Origin of the sequence: Halococcus sp. IIIV-5B (genome assembly GCF_003602035.1) — an archaeon.
Lineage (GTDB): Archaea > Halobacteriota > Halobacteria > Halobacteriales > Halococcaceae > Halococcus > Halococcus salsus.
Window position 1 is genome coordinate 171,178 of sequence record NZ_QZWE01000004.1, and the last position, 16,110, is coordinate 187,287.

The window sequence follows — 16,110 nt, forward strand, 5'->3', positions numbered from 1 at the left end:
GGTCGGAGACACAAAGACCTGCCGGACCGCCCGAGAACCGTGTCAGTGGGCCGCGTAGCCGCCATCGACGACGTGGACTTCTCCCGTCGTGTACGACGACGCGTCGCTTGCGAGGTAGACCGCCGCGCCGGCGATCTCCTCGGGGTCGGCGAAGCGGTCGACGGGGATCTCACGGAGGAGGTCCTCGTAGATCGAATCGTTTTCGCGGACGCCCGCGGTGAACTCGGTCTCGACGTAGCCCGGCGCGAGCGCGTTGACCCGGATCTCGGGGGCCCACTCGACCGCGAGGGTCCGGGTCATCCCGACCATCGCGTGCTTCGAGGCGACGTAGGGTGTCTGGTAGGGCAGTCCGACGACCCCGCCGACGCTCGCGACGTTGACCACCGCCCCGCTCCCGTCGCGCTCGCCGACCCGCCGCCCGAACGCCGCCGCACACCGGAACGCGCCGGTGAGGTTCACCGAGAGGATGTGTTCCCAGGTGTCGACGTCGAGATCCCGTGCGTCGCCGAAGAAGGGGTTGGTGCCGGCGTCGTTCACCAGCACGTCGACCGGGCCGAGCGCGTCCTCGGCCGCGTCGAACGCCGCCGTCACCTCCTCCTCGACGGTGACGTCCGCCGGACAGGCTATCGCCTCTCCGCCTACGGATTCGATCCGCTCAACGGTCGCGTCGAGGTCGTCTTCCGACCGCGCCAGCGCCGCCACGCTCGCGCCCGCCGCCGCCAGCTCGACCGCTATCGCCTCGCCGATACCCCGGCTGGCTCCCGTCACGAGCGCCACGCGACCGTCGAGCGAGAAGCGGTCGAGCCCTGGTTCACTCATGCAGCCACCACGCGAGCCGGCGGCATAAATTCGGGCCGTCCGGCGGCCGCGGTGGTATTATGTCCACACCACCCGATCACGACCCATGTCGTTTCAGTTGCCCGACCTCTCCGGCCGGACGGCGTTCGTGACGGGGACCACGCGCGGGATCGGCAAGCGAATCGCGCTCACGCTAGCCGAGGCGGGCTGTAACGTGGTTTCGACAGGCAAAACCGTCGACGACGCCGATAGCGATCTGGAGGGCACCATCCACGACACGGCCGCCGCGTGCGAGGAGCGCGGCGTCGAGTCACACGCGATCCAATTGAACCTCCGGGAGCCGGACGAAATCGAGGCCGCAGCAGAGGAGGCCATCGAGGTCTTCGACGAGGTCGATATCGTGATCAACAACGCGAGCGCGATCCAGCTCGCGAACGTCGCGGACCTGCCGGCCAACCGCTTCGACCTCCTGAACGAAGTCAACGTTCGAGGAACGTATCTCACGATCCGCGCGTTCCTACCCCATCTGAAGGAGCACGGCGGCCACATCCTCACCAATTCGCCCCCAGTCACGATGGACCGCGCGCCGGGGAAGGCGGCCTACGCGTGGTCGAAGCTCGGCATGACCTTCGTGACGCTCTCGGTCGCGGCCGAACTTCGAGGGACTGGCGTGGCCGCCAACTGCTTCTGGCCCGTCACGATCATCGACACCCGAGCCTCGCGCTACTTCGGGATGGGGACCGAGGACGACTGGCGAACGCCCGCCATCGCCGCCGACGCGGCGTGTGCACTCCTCGACCGCGATACCGACTTCTCGGGCCACGCGTGCTACGACGAGGCGGTCCTCCGCGAGGCTGGTGTCACCGATCTCTCGCCGTACAACGTCACCGAGGGCGACCCGCAGCCGCTCTCGGCGCAGCTGTTCGACCCGGACTACGAACGGCCCTAACGGTCGGCGTCGGGCGATAGGGATTCATCCCTGGGCCGCCTACGGGAAGCATGAATCGAGCACGACTCGGGCTGGTCGGTGCGGCGGCGGTCGGCGGCGGTCTCGCGCTCTGGAGCGCCTTCGGACTCCTCCGGTCCCGGTCGGCCGAGCGGGTCGAGTACACCGTCGAGCGGACCATCGACGACCGGACCGAGGTCCGGCGGTATCCCGAACTCGTCCGGGCCGAGACCACGGGTTCGTCGGGCCGCGAGGCGTTCCTCAGACTCTTCGACTACATCCAGGGGGCCAACGAGTCCGGGTCGGACGTCTCGATGACCGCACCGGTCCGCACCGACGACGCGGGCGAGACGGTGTCGATGACCGCCCCCGTCCGAATCGACGATGACGACGAGGATGGCGTCCGGATGGCCTTCTACCTCCCCGCCGAGTACACCCCGAACACCGCGCCGCGACCGGCCCACTCGGCGGTCTCGCTCGTCGTCGAACCCCCGCGGTCGGTGGCGGCGCGGCGCTTCTCGTGGTGGGCGTTCGACTGGCGAACGCGCCGGCAGGAGTCGAAACTCCTCGATACGCTCGCCGAGACCGACCTGACGCCCGTCGGCGAGCCGTTCAGCTTCGGATACGACGACCCGAGCGTCCCACCGTTCCTCCGCACGAACGAGGTCGCGGTCGAAGTCGAGTGGTGAACACCGCCCCTCGCTGACGACGGTCTTCGCCGTTACTGCAGGTAGTTCGGGTCCTCGGCGTCACAGCGCTCCTCGTGCTGTCTAGCCTCCTCTTCGTCGTCGAACATCAGGCCGCAGTGTTCGCATTCGTGCCACGTCATGTCGTCGCGCACGGTCTCGACCACCATAGGGGGTGGCTCGGCGGTGCGTGAGTATGAGTGTTGCTCCGGCGTGGACCGGCCCGGTAGTGGGAACGCTGAAGGCGGTCGCTCCCCGTCGTTCGGGTATATGTCGGATGGGGACGCCGCCGGCGTCGAACTCAGGGTCGAGGGGGCACAGAAACGCGACGCGGGCCGCGGGGTCGCGCGCCTTCCGGAGCCCGCTCGCCGAGCGCTCTCGGTGCTGAGCGGCGACACGGTCGTGGTTCGGGGGCAGAGCGCCACCGTCGCGAAGGTCTGGCCCGCGAGCGGCGACCTCTCGGGTGAGGCGGTCCGGATCGACGCCGACACCCGTCGGAACGCCGGGGTGAACGTCGGCGACACGGTGAGGGTGTCGCCGATCTCGGTGGCCGACGCCGACCGGGTCACGATCGACGTCCCCGGACGGCTGGACTCGAGTGCGGACCTCTCGGCGCTGGTGAAGCGTGCGCTGCTCGACCGGCCGATACAGGCGGGCGAGCAGCTCCGGATCGAGCGGCTCGGGACCGAACCGCTCGGTATCGAGTCCACCACGCCCGACGGCACCGTGCGCGTCACCGGGGACACCACGGTGGCGCTCCGCGGGCGGGCCGAATCGTCCCCGAGCGCTGGGGGGTCCGACGCGACGACGACGGACGCGACCGCCGGCGCGGACACCGCCGACGCGACCCCGCGGGTGACCTACGAGGACATCGGCGGGCTCGACGACGAGCTCGACCAGATCCGGGAGATGATCGAACTCCCGCTCTCCGAACCCGAACTCTTCCACGAACTCGGTATCGACCCGCCCTCGGGGGTGTTGCTCTACGGCCCGCCTGGGACGGGCAAGACCCTCATCGCGCGGGCCGTCGCGGGCGAGGTCGACGCCTACTTCACCACGATCTCCGGGCCCGAAGTCGTCTCGAAGTACAAGGGCGAATCGGAGGAGAAGCTCCGCGAGGCGTTCGAGACCGCGGAGGCGAACGCACCGTCGGTGGTCTTCATCGACGAGATCGACTCCATCGCGGGGGCGCGCGGCGACGACGCCGACATGGAAACCAGGGTTGTGGCCCAGCTCCTCACGCTGATGGACGGGTTGGAGGACCGCGGGCAGGTCGTCGTGATCGGCGCGACCAACCGGGTCGACGCCATCGACCCCGCGCTCCGGCGGGGCGGTCGGTTCGACCGCGAGATCGAGGTTGGTGTGCCCGGCGCGGAGGGACGAGAGGAGATCCTCGAAGTCCACACCCGCTCGATGCCGCTGGCCGACGACGTCTCGCTCTCCCGGCTCGCGGCCCGGACCCACGGCTTCGTCGGTGCGGACCTCGATTCCCTCTCGGTTGAGGCCGCGATGGCCGCGCTCCGGCGGCGCGAGGAGGGCGTCCCGCTGGAGGTCACCCGGGCGGACTTCGACACCGCGATGGCGGCCGTCGACCCCTCCGCGATGCGCGAGTACGTCGCTGAGACGCCGAACACGACCTTCGAGGACGTCGGCGGGCTCGACGGGGCGAAGGCCACCCTCACCGAGGCCGTCGAGTGGCCCCTCTCCTACGAAGCGCTGTTCGAGGCCACGGCGACGGACCCGCCCGCAGGGGTGCTGCTCTACGGCCCGCCCGGGACCGGGAAGACCCTGCTCGCGCGGGCGCTCGCCGGCGAGAGCGACGTGAACTTCATCTCGGTGGCCGGGCCCGAACTCCTCGGACGCTACGTCGGCCAGTCGGAGGAGGCCATCAGGGACGTCTTCGCCCGTGCCCGCCAGGCCGCCCCCGCGATCGTCTTCTTCGACGAGATCGACGCCATCGCGGGCGGGCGCGGCGAGACCCACGAGGTCACCGAGCGCGTGGTCTCCCAACTCCTCACGGAGATCGACGGCCTCGCCGAGAACCCGAACCTGATGGTGCTCGCCGCCACCAACCGCAGGGACGCCATCGACCCGGCCCTCCTTCGTCCGGGACGGATCGAATCCCACGTCGAGGTGCCGGCCCCCGACGAGGCCGCCCGCCGGGCGATCCTCGACGTCCACACGCAGGGCAAACCCCTCGGCGACGTCGACCTCGACGCGCTGGCCGCGGAGTCCGAGGGCTACTCCGGCGCGGACATCGAGGCGCTCTGTCGAACCGCGTCGATGGCGGCGATCCGCGAGGTCGCGAGCGAGTACGACCCCGAGGAAGCCACCGCCCACGCCGACGAGATCCTGATCACCGACGAGCACTTCGCCGCCGCCCGTGAGTCGGTCATGCCGACGTTCGAGTAGCGGAAATCGAACGCACGAACGCCCGTCTCACGACAACCGGTTCCGAAGCCGGCCGACCGACCGCCCCAGCCGCCGCCGGATCCGGCGGCGCTGGTAGACGCCCTCACCGAGCGCCCAGACGAGCGCGACGAGGAGCCCGACCCCGAGAACCGAGAAGGCCCAGGTCGGGAGCCAAACGGGTTTGAGCCACGGCGCGACGTGTTTCCAGCGCGTCGCGAGTTCGGTGAGTTCGGCGGACACCGGCGTCACGCCGGCCACCCCGCCGACGACGGCCGGCACGGACGGGAGGTCGTTTCCGGGGTGGCTCCCGCCGTGGAGCGTGGCGTTGCCGGTCGCGTTCTGGTCCGTCATCGTCGGACCACCGGCCTCGTCGCCTTGGGCCACGCGCTCGGCGTCGTAGGTCGCCCACGGCGCGTGCATCTCCCAGACGACCTGACCGGAGGGCGTGACCTCGATCACCCGGTTGTTCATCGAATCGACGACGAGGGTGTTCCCATTGGAAAGCCGGTCGGCGTCGCGTGGCCAGTTGAGGTCGCCCGAGAGCGTCCAAGTCCGCTCCCAGGTGCCGTTGCTCGCTGGCCCGCCGGTCCGTTCGTACTCCACGATCCGGTCGTTCTCGGAGTCGGCCACGAGGATCGTGGGTGTACCGTTCTCGCTCTCGAGGTAGGTGGGGTTGTGCTGTTCGTAGAGGACCGAGTGGTCGCCGTCCGCCCCGAGACGCATCTCGATCTCCTTCGTCGAGCGGTTGACCGCGATCACCTGGTCCATGTTCCGGACCGAGACCAGGTACTCGCCGTCGCCGATCTTATCGACGTCGTTGACGTGGGTCCAGTCCTTCGCGTCGACCCCCGGGCCGGCCCCGTCCGGGTAGTGGTTCGCGAACCGCCAGCGCCAGGTCACGTTCTCGGTGGTCCGGTTGTAGACGAAGACGCTGTCGTTGCTGGTCTCGCCGGTGTCGTAGTTGATGCCCGCCACGAGGAGCTCGTCGCCGTTGATCAGGTCGATGTCGTGGACGTCGGGGCTGTCGAACCGTTCGGTCCAGACCCGTTCTTCGGTCTTCGGGTCGAACTCGTAGACGACCGTCTCGTTCTCGACCGGGTTCACGACGAGCAGGTTGCCGTTCGGGAGCGGGTCGACGTCGTAGAACCAGTTCGTGGTGTTCTCGGTCCCGTTGTAGATCCAGCTCACCGCCCCGGATCGGTCGACCGAGACGAGTTGCGCCGGGCGGTTCGACAGCGAGATGCCCTGGGTGTGCCAGCCCTGGCTCGATATCACCGTTTCGCTCTCCGGGGTGACGTTCGTGACGCCGGCCCGCAGCGTCGGCTCGTCGTACGTGAGCGTCGCCACGCCGCTGAACGCGACCAGCACGACGAGGACCGCCGACAGCAGCCCCCTGACGAGCCAACGACGTGGTGGAAGGCCGGCCATGCAGACCACTGTCGGGATCGCCGCATAGCCGTTACGGATGCCGACGGGTCGTTTCACCGCCGCTCCTGCCGAAAACAGTAGTTGCTTGCGCGCGGTCGCCTACGGCGACCCCACGGTGGGGCTCAATCCCAGAAGGATTGGGTCCGGGCGTACTGGCGCTCTTGGGAGAGGATGTCCCGATAGAAGTCGTCCTCGTCTTCGCGGAGTTTGGCGATGATCCGCGCGGCGTTGTGGGGGCCGACCCCGCGGGCGGCGAGCGCGATGACGGCCTGTTTGCCGTGGCTCTGGACCAGCGTCGCGGCCTGGTAGGCCCGCTGGGTCTGCTTCTCCTGTTCGTCGTCCTTCTCGTCGGCCTTGATCGCGTCGACGACCTCCTCAGCCCACGGGTTGAGCGCCGCGATACGGGTCGAGCCACAGAACGGACACTCCGGTTGGTCTGGGATCCGCCGCACCTCCTGGGTTCGGTCCCACTCCTGACAGTGGAGACAGAACAGCAGCATTCGGTCCTCCTGGATCCGCTCCCGCACGGTGTCGATAACGCTCGCGTCGGCGTTCTCGGGCGCGAGCAGTTCCCGACCCGACGACCGACCGTCGATTCCAACGGGGGTGTGCTCGGTGTGGAGCACGACCTCGATCTCGCCGTCTCGGACCCCCGAGAGCACCGTGCCCGTCGTCTCGATCGCGAGGTCCTCGTGGAAGATCTCGCGGACGGCCTCGTCGTACACGGGCGTGTCTTCGAGCGCCGCGAGGAGGCGGTCCCGGCCGAATTTTCCATTTCCGCGCCAGGACTGGAGCGCGCCGAACGTCGCCGCGACCTGGGCGAGTTTGAACTTCAGTGCGTCCGAGTTCTTGAGGCTGAGTTCGATGATCCCCGCGACGTGTTCGGGCTCGGTCTCCCGGAGCACGGCCTCGATATCCGAACCCGAGATACCGCGCGGGACGTCGAGTTCGATCCGATAGGGGTCGATCTCCAATCCTACGGATGAACCCGTCTGCTGGCCCAGTAGCGCCGAGAGCACCCGCCCGAGGGTCTGGTTGGTGGTGTGGCCGAAACAAGCGTTCACGACGATGCTCCGGGGTTCGTACTCGATCACCACCCGCTCGTCGGTGGGCATCGGGCTCCCCGACTCGACCTGCTTTTCGAGCGGGTCGAGCGCCTCGCTCGCGGTGTACTCGTCGGTTGGATACCGATCGGCGAGGTTGGCCGCCACTGCCGACCGGGACTCGCCCGACGCGAACGCCTCGCCGACCCAGCCGCGGATCTCGCCGACCTCGCCCGCGACGGGTTTCGGGACCGGGATCTCGCTGCCGGTCCAGGAGGGGACTTCGCCCGTCGGGTCCTCGATCGGGCTGACCTTCACCTCGCTCTCCTCGTCGTCGACCTCCGCGATCCGCCACATCTCCCCCCGCTGGATGAACGTCTCGCCGGGCCCCGCGAAGTTGACCACGAACCGCTCGTCGAGGCTCCCGATCGCCCGACCCGAAGCCACGTCGGAGACGGTGTAGGTCTCCTCGTCGGGGATCATCGAGAGGTTGGCGTAGAAGTACTGCCACGTCCCCCCCGACTTCTCCAACCTGTCCAGATCCTCGTCGAGCCACAAAATCCGGTTGCCCGAGAGTTCGCGTACCACGTCCCGAAAGTCGTCCTCCGTGAGGTCGCGGAACGGGTAAGCCCGCGTGACGAGGTCGTAGGCCTTTCGCGCACTTATCTCCCCGAAATCCATCACGAGGCCCGTGATCTGGTTCGCCACCGTATCGAGGCTGCCGTGGTGGATCTCGGCCGGCTCGACCAGCCCCTCGTGGGCCCGCCGACAGATCGCGAGGGCTTCGAGGGTGTCGTCGGGCCGGGTCGTGAGGACTGTGCCCGAGGAGAGCTTGTCCGAGCGATGACCCGCCCGTCCGACCCGCTGGAGCAGCCGCGCGACCTCGCGCGGGCTCTGGTACTGTATCACGTGGTCGACCCGCCCCACGTCGATGCCGAGTTCCATCGAGGAGGTACAGAGCAGCCCATCCAGCTCGCCGGCCTTGAACGCGTCCTCGACCTCGATCCTCGCCTCCTTCGAGAGCGAGCCGTGGTGGACCCCGATAGGGAGATCGAGCGCGTTGCACCGCGACCCGAGGGCCTCGGCGGTCTGTCGGGTGTTGACGAATATCAGGGTGGACGCGTTTTCGCTCACCAGGTCCCGGATCGCCCGGACGTGACTCGCGAGGTCGGGGTCGCTCGCGAGCTTCCCCGCGAGGGTCTCGTCCTCCGCGGTGATCTGTGGTTCGCGAACCCGGACGTCGAGCCGGCTCCCGACGTCGACTTCCATGATCGCACAGCCTCTTCCACCGGTGAGGAACTTCCCGACCTCGCCGGGGTCGCCGACGGTCGCCGAGAGCCCGACCCGCTGGAACGGCCCCGAGAGCTCGCGGAGGCGTTCGAGCCCGATCGTGAGCTGCGCCCCGCGTTTCGACGCGGCGAGCTCGTGAACCTCGTCGATCACGACGTGCGAGATATCGGAGAGTGCTTTCCGGAGTTTCTCGCCCGTCAGCATCGCCTGGAGGGTCTCGGGTGTGGTCACCAGCACGTCCGGCGGGTCGTTGGCCTGCTGCTGGCGGTGATACTGGGTGGTGTCGCCGTGCCGGACGTCGATCTCGAGCTCTAACTGGTCGCCCCACCAGTCGAGCCGGTCGCGCATGTCGCGGTTGAGTGCGCGGAGCGGGGTGATGTAGAGCGCGCCGATCCCGAAGCGCTCCTCGCCGGCGAGCGCGTCGAACACCGGCAGCATCGCGGTCTCGGTCTTTCCAGTCCCCGTAGGTGCGATCACCAGCCCGTCCTTCCCGTCGGCGAGCGGCGGGATGGCGGCGCGCTGTGGCTCCGTCGGGGTCTCGAACCCCCGTTCGGAGAGCGCCGCCCGGACCTGGGTGCCGAGGTGTGTGAAGGCCGCAGAACCGCCGGCGGCCTCGCTCTCTGCCATTGAATCCCTTACGAACGCGACCCGATTAAGAACTCCGCTTACACCTGCCGATAGGCTCCGAGCCGCGTGCCGTCGAGCAGATACGCCTCGCCGTCCGCGAGCCCGTCGGGCAGGAACGGCGCGAGGAACGCCTGGTGCTCGACGTTGACCCACGTCCCGCCCGAGAGGTCGTTGAACGCCGGGAACACGACCAGTTCGCCGGTAACGTCGAGCTTCTCGTCGTAGTGCTCCGCGAAGGGGGCGGGGTCGAGCGGCCCGCGGAGCCACACCCGCTCGGCTCGCGTCCCGCCCACGTCGTCTTCGAGTCGTACTGCAGGATGTTCGTGGCCGACACAGAGCACGTCGGCTTCGAGAACGCGCCGTGCGGGCCAGGTGTGGCCGTGCGCGAACCCCACGTCCCCGACCCGGATTCCGCCCGTGGGCGTCACCGCGATCTCACCGTTGGTTCCGCCAGTGACAGACTCGATCTCGCCGTCGTGGTTGCCCTTCACCACGGTGACCGCCACCCGATCCGCGAGCGCCGCGAACAGGGCTTCGAGCTCGTCGCGCTCCGGTCCCCGCGAGTCGCCGATGGCGTGGGCGAGGTCGCCGAGGAAGACCACTCGCTCCACCGCACGGGAACCGACTATCCCGAGGAGGTGTTCGCGGCGCTCCCGCGCCTGGCTCGGGAGCGAGACGCCCTCCCACCGGAGCGCGGCTTCGAGCCCTGCGTGGTAATCGGCCACGCAAAGCACGCGCTCGCCACCGGCGCGGACGACCGCCGCCGGTTCGCCGGGCACCGGCTCGATTCGGCTAGAGCGTTCGTCGGCCCGTCCCATCAGATGGGTTTGAGAGTGTCGTCGTCGGGCTCGTAGCACTCGCCGCTCATCAGCGCGCTCTGGATCCCGTCGTCGGCCTCGGCGGCCGTGAGACCGTACTCCTCGACCACGCGGTCGACGACCGCCTCGCGGTCCGCCCCGCTACCGTCGTCGAGTTCCTGCATCACCGTCACTACGGCCTCCTCGGGGTCGGCATCCACGACTTCGGTGTCGCCCTCGGTATCGTCGCCGGTGTCCGGTGCGTCCGTCTCGTCGCTTGTTTCGTCGCGATCGTCGGACGGCTCGGCTTCGACGGGGGTCTCGGGTTCCGATTCCACCGCCGGTTCGGGCTCGGTTCCCTCGTCCTCGACCCCAGATCCCGCCGCGGCATCGACTTCGGTCACGTCGTCGGGGTCGTCGTCGGCCGGTTCGTTCGTCTCGGGCGTCGGGGTGTCGATGTCCGCCTCCCCTGGCCCGCCGACGTCGGCGGCGGTCTCGAACTCGGTGCCGAACTCGTTCTCGACCTGCTCGCGAACCTCGTCGTCGAGTTCGAACTCCTCGGGGTTGTCGAGGTCCGCCCCGACCGCGGGTTCCCCGGACGAGTCGGTCCCCGTATCGGTCTCACCGGCGCCGACGGGGTCGATCGAACCGTCTTCCCCGTCGTCCGGTGTCGACTCCTCGAACGCGGGCTCGTCCTCCGAATCGGCCGTCCCGGCACTCGGCTCCGGTTCGTCGACTGCTTCCCCGTCGGAGCCGGCTTCGACTTCCGACGTCGAATCGTCGGCCGGTTCGGTGTCGGGAGCCGATCCGGTTTCGATGGCCGGCTCGTCATCGTCGGTCGTCGTTACCTCACTACCATCGGCTCCCGCGCCCGGCTCCGTATCGACTTCGTCCCCAGTCGTCACCCCGTCCTCGACGGGTTCCACGTCCGGCTCCGCACCGTCCTCGCCGGTCGTCGTCGCCTCGGTGTCGGCTTCCGCTTCAGGTCCCGAATCGTCTCCGACGGCCGTCGACGTCGACGAATCGATGGAGGCGGTCTCGTCGGCGGAAGCGGTCTCGTCGGTGGAAACCGATTCGCCGGTCCCCGTCGCCGTCGCTCGGTCGGTCGACCCCTCGACAGCACCCGTTCCGGGCGGCACGTTCAGCGGTGCGACCTCCTCGCGCTCGCCGGCGACGACGCCCGCCGCGTCGCGCGCCATCGTCCCGACGGCGTCGAGATACTCGGTCGTCGTCCCGTAGTGAGCGATCGCCCGCGGTATCCCAGCGGCGAGCCCGACCTCGACGTCCTCGTCTTCGAGCGCCGCCCGGAGGTCGTCGTCGCGCTCGGCGCGCGAGAGCGCCTCGCGCATCGTCGCGACGCGTTCGGCGGTTCGTTCGGCGGTGTCGACGACGAACCGGTCCCGGGTCTCGGCGTCGACCTCGCTCAGCGTCTCGGGCCGTACGGAGGTGAACACCCGGTCGGAGTCCTCGGGCTGGAAGGTTCGGGCCTTCCCCGTGACGGCGACGAACGCGGGCGGGGTCGCGCTTTCGAGGAACGAGAGCGCCTCGGGCTGGTACTGGCCGGCGTAGACCACGAACGCACCTGTGGGGTCGACCACCCGCGCGCGGAGCTGGGTGTCGTTGACGGCCTCGATCTCGGTGAGGACGCCGACGGCGAACAGCCGGTTGACCCGCGCGCCGGTCGGCGTCACCACGTAGTTCGGCGCGCGCTCCTCGTCGCTCTCGGCGTAGGAGAGGCTCGCGTCGTCGAACTCCGCCGCGAACAGCCGGTAGGCGGTCTCGCGGTCGGGGCGGACCGTCGAACTCATTCGCCCACCCGCCCGGCCGCTGCGGCGTCACCCGCTTCACCGACACCGCCGGCGAGCAGCGTACGGGCGCGGTCGACCGGGTCGTCCTCGCTCGGCCCGAACTCGGTCGCGTCGAGGTTCGCGCCGTAGTCGTCGATCGAGAGGGTTCCCCGCACCCGGAACTCCTTGCCGACCACCGACTCGCGGATCGAATCGGCCACGACCTCCTGGTCCATCGCCTCGCGTGCGGCCTCGCGGGCGTCGTCGATGTCGCCGCCGTACACAGTACTTGTGAGGTCGGTGCCGAGCACCGCGGTCACCGAGGCCGTCCCGTCGTCGACGATCGCTTTTATCCTGAGGTCGTCCTCCGCATCGACGTCGCCGTGGGCGCGACACTGACCGCGCTGGACCACCCGACCACACTCGGGACACCGCTGGATCAGGCCGGACCCGTCGCGCACCGCGAGCAGGTTGCCCACGACCTCGACGTCGAACATCCCGTCCGACCCGACCGCCTCGCGGATCGAGACCGTGGTCACGTCCTCCCCGCTCTCGACCGCGTGGTCGAGCGGTGTCACCGTCGAGAACTCGGAGACGTTCACCGAGGGCACCCCGCGGAACTCCCGGACGTAGGCGTTCTCGATCCCGACCGAACTGTCCGTCTCGATCTCGGGATGAGGGTCCCAGTCGGTGAACGGCAGTCGACCGGACTCGTCGGCGAGCACGCCGCTCAGGATCTCGGTCTCGCCGTCGCGGCCGTCGATGGTCTTGGTCTCGACCTCCACGACCCGGACGTCGAGCGAGACCCCTCGATCGCCCGGTGCGAGCTCGGCGAGCTCGGTGTCGCCGCCGACCTCGTAGGGCACCTCGATGGTCTCGACGAACGAGACAGAGGTCTCGGAGCCGAGGTTGAGTTCGGGGTTGCCCTCCCACTCGCGGACGCCGGCACCGACCGCCTCGATCGAGTCGCCCGGCGAGAGGTCGAAGTCATCCCACGCGGTGTAGGAGATCGTCCCCGACTCGTCGGCGACCTCGCCCTCGAAGATCACCAGGTCGTCGCCCTGGTACCGGATCGAGCGCTTGCCGACGGTGAGGACCCGGGCGCGAACCGTCACCGCCGAGTCGCTCGTCGCTATCTCGGCGATCTCCTTGCCGGTGGGTTCCCCGGTAGAACTGGTCTCGCCGTACTTCCGGCGGAGGCTGGCCTTCGCCTCCTCGACCGGGACGCTGTACTCTACGAGGTTCTGCAGGTCCGCTTTGACCTCCTCTTTGTCAACACCGAGGTCGGAGGCGAGATCCTCGGCATGGTCGTCGAGCGTCATCACGCCTTCTTCGACCGGCGCGAACTAAAGGGTTCTCCGCACGTCAGCCGTCGAGTGCGGTCTGGGCGTGCGTGTGGTGGAAGAACCGAACCAGCGGGTCGCCCGACTCGTCGGCGAACGGCTCGAAACAGACCCGCCGGTAGCGCTCGTTGTCGAGGAGGTTCACCAGGAGTCCCGAATCGTGGGTCGAGACCGACTCGTAGGCGGCCCCGCAGACCGGACACGCCGGGTCGGCGTCGTCGGCTGCCATGTGACCGCTCCGACCCGGTCGCGTATGGCTGTTCGGCTCGTCGGACCGGACCAGTCACCCGGACCGTTCGCCGATCACGTGGATCGCTTCCGGGGGCAGCGAGAGCCGGACTCGGTCGCCGGTCGAACGGCCGAGCCCGTCGTAGACCGGCGGCGACAGCCTGACCCGAACCACGTCGGTGGTCCCACCTTCGGGCGCGACGGTCAGGAGGTGTTGGTCCCCCTCGAAGACGTGGCTCGTGACGGTGCCGGCGACGACGTTCTCCGCGCCAGCCCCGTCGGCGATCCCGACGTACTCGGGTCGGATACAGAAGTCGACGGTCGTCCCGACCGCGTGGTCCGTGCTCGGTGTCCGGATCGCCTGGCCGGCCCAGTCGAGCACGGTCTTCGCGCCCGTGTCGACCACCTCGGCGCGAAACAGGTTGGTGCTCCCGGTGAACGAGGCCACGAACGGCGTCGCGGGCCGGGCGAACACCGCTTCGGGACGGTCGACCTGGTGGGTCCGGCCGTTCTCGACGACGGCGAGGCGGTCGCCGAGCGCCGTCGCCTCGCGCTGGTCGTGGGTGACGTAGAGTACCGGGATCGAGAGCGACGAGAGGAGGGGGCGGAGCTCGCGGCGGAGCCGGCGTTTGATCGGCGCGTCGAGGTTGGCGAGCGGTTCGTCACACAGGAGGACGTCGGGGTCGGCAGCGAGCGAGCGCGCGAGCGCGACCCGCTGGCGCTCCCCGCCCGAGAGCGTGTCCGCGCGCTGGTCGAGTACGTCCTCGATCTCGAGGGTGTCGGCGAGCTCGGCCACTCGGTCGGGCGAATCCGCCGCGTACGCGACGTTCTCGCGGGCGGTCAGGTGGGGGAAGAGCGCGCCGTCCTGAAAGACCAACACCGTGCCGCGGTCCTCGGGCGGGCGGCCGGTGAGGTCCGCGCCGTCGAGCGTGACCCGACCGGCGTCCGGCGTGACGATCCCCGCGACGACCGAGAGCAGCGTGGTCTTGCCACACCCGGAGGGTCCGAGCACCGCGAGCACTTCGTTCTCGACGTCGAGGTCGACCGGTCCGAGTTCGAACTCGGCGTAGGACTTCGCCACGCCGTCGAGCACCAGGCTCATTCCCACGGGTTGGCGGCGAGGGTGTTGAGCAGCGCGAGCGCGAGCGCCGAGAGGACGACGAGCACGACGGCGACGGGGTACGCGCCGTCGAGGCCGAGCGCGTTGAACGAGGTCCAGATGCTCACGGGCAGCGTCGTCGGGTAGTACGAGACCATCATGGTCGCGCCGAACTCGCCCATCGCGCGAGCGAACGTCAACGTCATCCCGGCAAGGATGCCGGGCGCGGCGAGCGGCAGCGTCACCCGGAGGGCGGTGGTCCACCGACCCTTCCCGAGCGAGCGCGAGGCGTGTTCGAGCTCCCGCGGTACGGCCTCGAACGCCGCCTTCGCCGTCACCACCACGAACGGCGACGCCACGAACGTCTGGGCGAGCACCACCCCGAGGAACGAACGGTAGGGCTGGAAGCCGGCCGCCGTCGCGGCCCCCCCGAGTACGGTGTTCGGCCCGAAAACGCTCAAGAGCACGATTCCGCCGACGGTCGGCGGCAGAACGAGCGGGAGGACGACCACGCCGAGCACGGCGGTCGTCCAGTGGCCCTCGGCGCGGGCGAGCCAGTAGGCCAGCGGGAGGCCGAACGCCGTCGCGACGACCGTCGTGACCCCCGCCGAGAGCAGCGTGGTTCGCGCGGCACCGACCAGCTCCCCTTCGCCGAGGCGGGCCACGAGCCCGGTAGGCGACACCGAGAGGAACAGCGAGACGACCGGCACGAGATAGAACAGACAGAGGAGGCCGCCGAGCCCCAGCGCGACCGCGAGCCAGTCCGGTCGGCCGGCCCCGGAGCGCTCACTCCGCGAGCGTGCTGGGTGGGTCGCCATGGGTCTCCGGATAGTTCGGCGGGACCTCGAAACCGTACTCCTCGAGGTAGTCCCCGGTGGTCAGCGTCTCGAACACCGCCTTCGTCGTCGGGGTCACGTTTCGAACGGTTGCACCGTACCCGATCAGCCCGCCCCGCGTCGTCTTGCCGCTCGGCGACGTGTACGACACCGTGGCGTACCAGTCGTCCTCGTACTCCGGACTCCCGAGGTCGATCCGATCGGGAAGGTCGATGTAGTCGTAGTCGCGCTCGACCGCCATGTTCCGGTAGGCGACCGCGGCGTCGATGTTTCCCGACTCGAACTGGGAGATCAATCCCGTCTCGGGGTAGATCTGGTCGCGCTTCGGGATCCGCTCCCTGAGGTCCGCCGCGTCGTCGTAGTACCGCGAGGCGAGTTCGAGGGTGAAGAGTGCACGGTAGCCGAGCGGGTCTTGTGTGGGATCGGTCCGTCCGAGGGTCACGTCCTCGTCGAGCAGGACGTCGTACCAGTTCTCCGCGCCCGCTTCCCCGAGGCGCTCGCCCGCCTCGGTGTTCGGGTTGTAGGCGATCACTACCGCGTTGCTCGCGAACACCGAGTACCACGAGGGGTGGAGCGGCCCGTCGAACAGCGCCGTATCGGCCAGCGCCACGATGTCGGGGTCGCGCTGGCCCTCGCTCACCAGCCGCGCGACGGTCGAGGAGCCGTGGGATTCGACCCGGGGGTCGGCGTCGACCGCTTCCGCGAGCCCCTCGCCGAAGGCGAGTTCGAGGCTGCCGGCCGAGAGCACCGATACCGGCCCGGACCCCGACCCGCCCGTCGCGTTCGACCC

Annotated in this window: 14 protein-coding genes; 3 read left to right on the forward strand and 11 right to left on the reverse strand. The window is 69.4% G+C overall.

The window, feature by feature from the left end:
- Positions 1-42 precede the first annotated feature (42 nt).
- Positions 43-819 carry an SDR family NAD(P)-dependent oxidoreductase gene (locus D3261_RS05045; protein WP_120069740.1) on the reverse strand — a complete coding sequence of 259 codons (777 nt, stop codon included), beginning with the start codon at positions 817-819 and terminating at the stop codon, positions 43-45.
- Positions 820-904: 85 nt separating this feature from the next.
- Here D3261_RS05045 and D3261_RS05050 point away from each other — a divergent pair, with 85 nt between their 5' ends.
- Together D3261_RS05050 and D3261_RS05055 are read left to right on the forward strand one after the other, a co-directional pair.
- On the forward strand, positions 905-1,747 hold the full coding sequence (locus D3261_RS05050; protein WP_120069743.1) for an SDR family oxidoreductase: 843 nt from the start codon (positions 905-907) through the stop codon (positions 1,745-1,747).
- A gap of 50 nt (positions 1,748-1,797) precedes the next feature.
- Complete coding sequence (locus D3261_RS05055; protein WP_120069745.1) at positions 1,798-2,433, forward strand: heme-binding protein; 636 nt, start codon at positions 1,798-1,800, stop codon at positions 2,431-2,433.
- Positions 2,434-2,465: 32 nt separating this feature from the next.
- Here the strand turns inward: D3261_RS05055 and D3261_RS20830 are convergent, their stop codons facing one another.
- Positions 2,466-2,600 (reverse strand): hypothetical protein, encoded by a 135-nt coding sequence (locus D3261_RS20830; protein ID WP_255409197.1) that lies wholly within the window; start codon positions 2,598-2,600, stop codon positions 2,466-2,468.
- Positions 2,601-2,700: 100 nt separating this feature from the next.
- Here D3261_RS20830 and D3261_RS05060 point away from each other — a divergent pair, with 100 nt between their 5' ends.
- The gene (locus tag D3261_RS05060) at positions 2,701-4,842 is read left to right on the forward strand and encodes a CDC48 family AAA ATPase (protein ID WP_120069747.1); all 2,142 of its coding nucleotides are present in this window, start codon (positions 2,701-2,703) and stop codon (positions 4,840-4,842) included.
- A 27-nt stretch (positions 4,843-4,869) separates the two neighbouring features.
- Here D3261_RS05060 and D3261_RS05065 read toward each other — a convergent pair whose 3' ends face one another.
- The 9 genes from D3261_RS05065 to D3261_RS05105 all read right to left on the reverse strand — a co-directional run.
- Entirely contained in the window at positions 4,870-6,270 is a 1,401-nt protein-coding gene (locus D3261_RS05065) for an aryl-sulfate sulfotransferase (protein ID WP_120069750.1), read from the reverse strand.
- Positions 6,271-6,392: 122 nt separating this feature from the next.
- Entirely contained in the window at positions 6,393-9,230 is a 2,838-nt protein-coding gene (locus D3261_RS05070; RefSeq protein ID WP_120069753.1) for a DEAD/DEAH box helicase, read from the reverse strand.
- Positions 9,231-9,268: 38 nt separating this feature from the next.
- Complete coding sequence (locus tag D3261_RS05075; RefSeq protein WP_120069756.1) at positions 9,269-10,048, reverse strand: metallophosphoesterase; 780 nt, start codon at positions 10,046-10,048, stop codon at positions 9,269-9,271.
- Positions 10,048-11,835 carry a hypothetical protein gene (locus D3261_RS05080; RefSeq protein ID WP_120069758.1) on the reverse strand — a complete coding sequence of 596 codons (1,788 nt, stop codon included), beginning with the start codon at positions 11,833-11,835 and terminating at the stop codon, positions 10,048-10,050. Before D3261_RS05080 ends, D3261_RS05075 begins: the two co-directional genes overlap by 1 nt.
- Positions 11,832-13,136 (reverse strand): Single-stranded DNA binding protein, encoded by a 1,305-nt coding sequence (locus tag D3261_RS05085; protein ID WP_120069761.1) that lies wholly within the window; start codon positions 13,134-13,136, stop codon positions 11,832-11,834. The genes D3261_RS05080 and D3261_RS05085 overlap by 4 nt, the downstream gene beginning before the upstream one ends.
- Before the next feature lie 43 nt (positions 13,137-13,179).
- Positions 13,180-13,386: a hypothetical protein gene (locus tag D3261_RS05090; protein ID WP_120069764.1), complete on the reverse strand. Its 207-nt coding sequence runs from the start codon at positions 13,384-13,386 to the stop codon at positions 13,180-13,182.
- 54 nt (positions 13,387-13,440) lie between these two features.
- On the reverse strand, positions 13,441-14,487 hold the full coding sequence (locus tag D3261_RS05095; RefSeq protein ID WP_120069766.1) for an ABC transporter ATP-binding protein: 1,047 nt from the start codon (positions 14,485-14,487) through the stop codon (positions 13,441-13,443).
- The gene (locus D3261_RS05100; protein WP_120069768.1) at positions 14,484-15,302 is read right to left on the reverse strand and encodes an ABC transporter permease; all 819 of its coding nucleotides are present in this window, start codon (positions 15,300-15,302) and stop codon (positions 14,484-14,486) included. Before D3261_RS05100 ends, D3261_RS05095 begins: the two co-directional genes overlap by 4 nt.
- Positions 15,271-16,110 (reverse strand): extracellular solute-binding protein (locus D3261_RS05105; RefSeq protein WP_120069801.1); only part of this gene is annotated, 840 nt, incomplete at its 5' end. The genes D3261_RS05100 and D3261_RS05105, both read right to left, overlap by 32 nt.

Bases quoted from the DNA above. Each gene is read 5' to 3' on its own strand.
- D3261_RS05045 (WP_120069740.1), bottom strand. From the start codon at position 819: ATGAGTGAACCAGGGCTCGACCGCTTCTCGCTCGACGGTCGCGTGGCG.
- D3261_RS05050 (WP_120069743.1), top strand. From the start codon at position 905: ATGTCGTTTCAGTTGCCCGACCTCTCCGGCCGGACGGCGTTCGTGACG.
- D3261_RS05055 (WP_120069745.1), top strand. From the start codon at position 1,798: ATGAATCGAGCACGACTCGGGCTGGTCGGTGCGGCGGCGGTCGGCGGC.
- D3261_RS20830 (WP_255409197.1), bottom strand. From the start codon at position 2,600: ATGGTGGTCGAGACCGTGCGCGACGACATGACGTGGCACGAATGCGAA.
- D3261_RS05060 (WP_120069747.1), top strand. From the start codon at position 2,701: ATGTCGGATGGGGACGCCGCCGGCGTCGAACTCAGGGTCGAGGGGGCA.
- D3261_RS05065 (WP_120069750.1), bottom strand. From the start codon at position 6,270: ATGGCCGGCCTTCCACCACGTCGTTGGCTCGTCAGGGGGCTGCTGTCG.
- D3261_RS05070 (WP_120069753.1), bottom strand. From the start codon at position 9,230: ATGGCAGAGAGCGAGGCCGCCGGCGGTTCTGCGGCCTTCACACACCTC.
- D3261_RS05075 (WP_120069756.1), bottom strand. From the start codon at position 10,048: ATGGGACGGGCCGACGAACGCTCTAGCCGAATCGAGCCGGTGCCCGGC.
- D3261_RS05080 (WP_120069758.1), bottom strand. From the start codon at position 11,835: ATGAGTTCGACGGTCCGCCCCGACCGCGAGACCGCCTACCGGCTGTTC.
- D3261_RS05085 (WP_120069761.1), bottom strand. From the start codon at position 13,136: ATGACGCTCGACGACCATGCCGAGGATCTCGCCTCCGACCTCGGTGTT.
- D3261_RS05090 (WP_120069764.1), bottom strand. From the start codon at position 13,386: ATGGCAGCCGACGACGCCGACCCGGCGTGTCCGGTCTGCGGGGCCGCC.
- D3261_RS05095 (WP_120069766.1), bottom strand. From the start codon at position 14,487: ATGAGCCTGGTGCTCGACGGCGTGGCGAAGTCCTACGCCGAGTTCGAA.
- D3261_RS05100 (WP_120069768.1), bottom strand. From the start codon at position 15,302: ATGGCGACCCACCCAGCACGCTCGCGGAGTGAGCGCTCCGGGGCCGGC.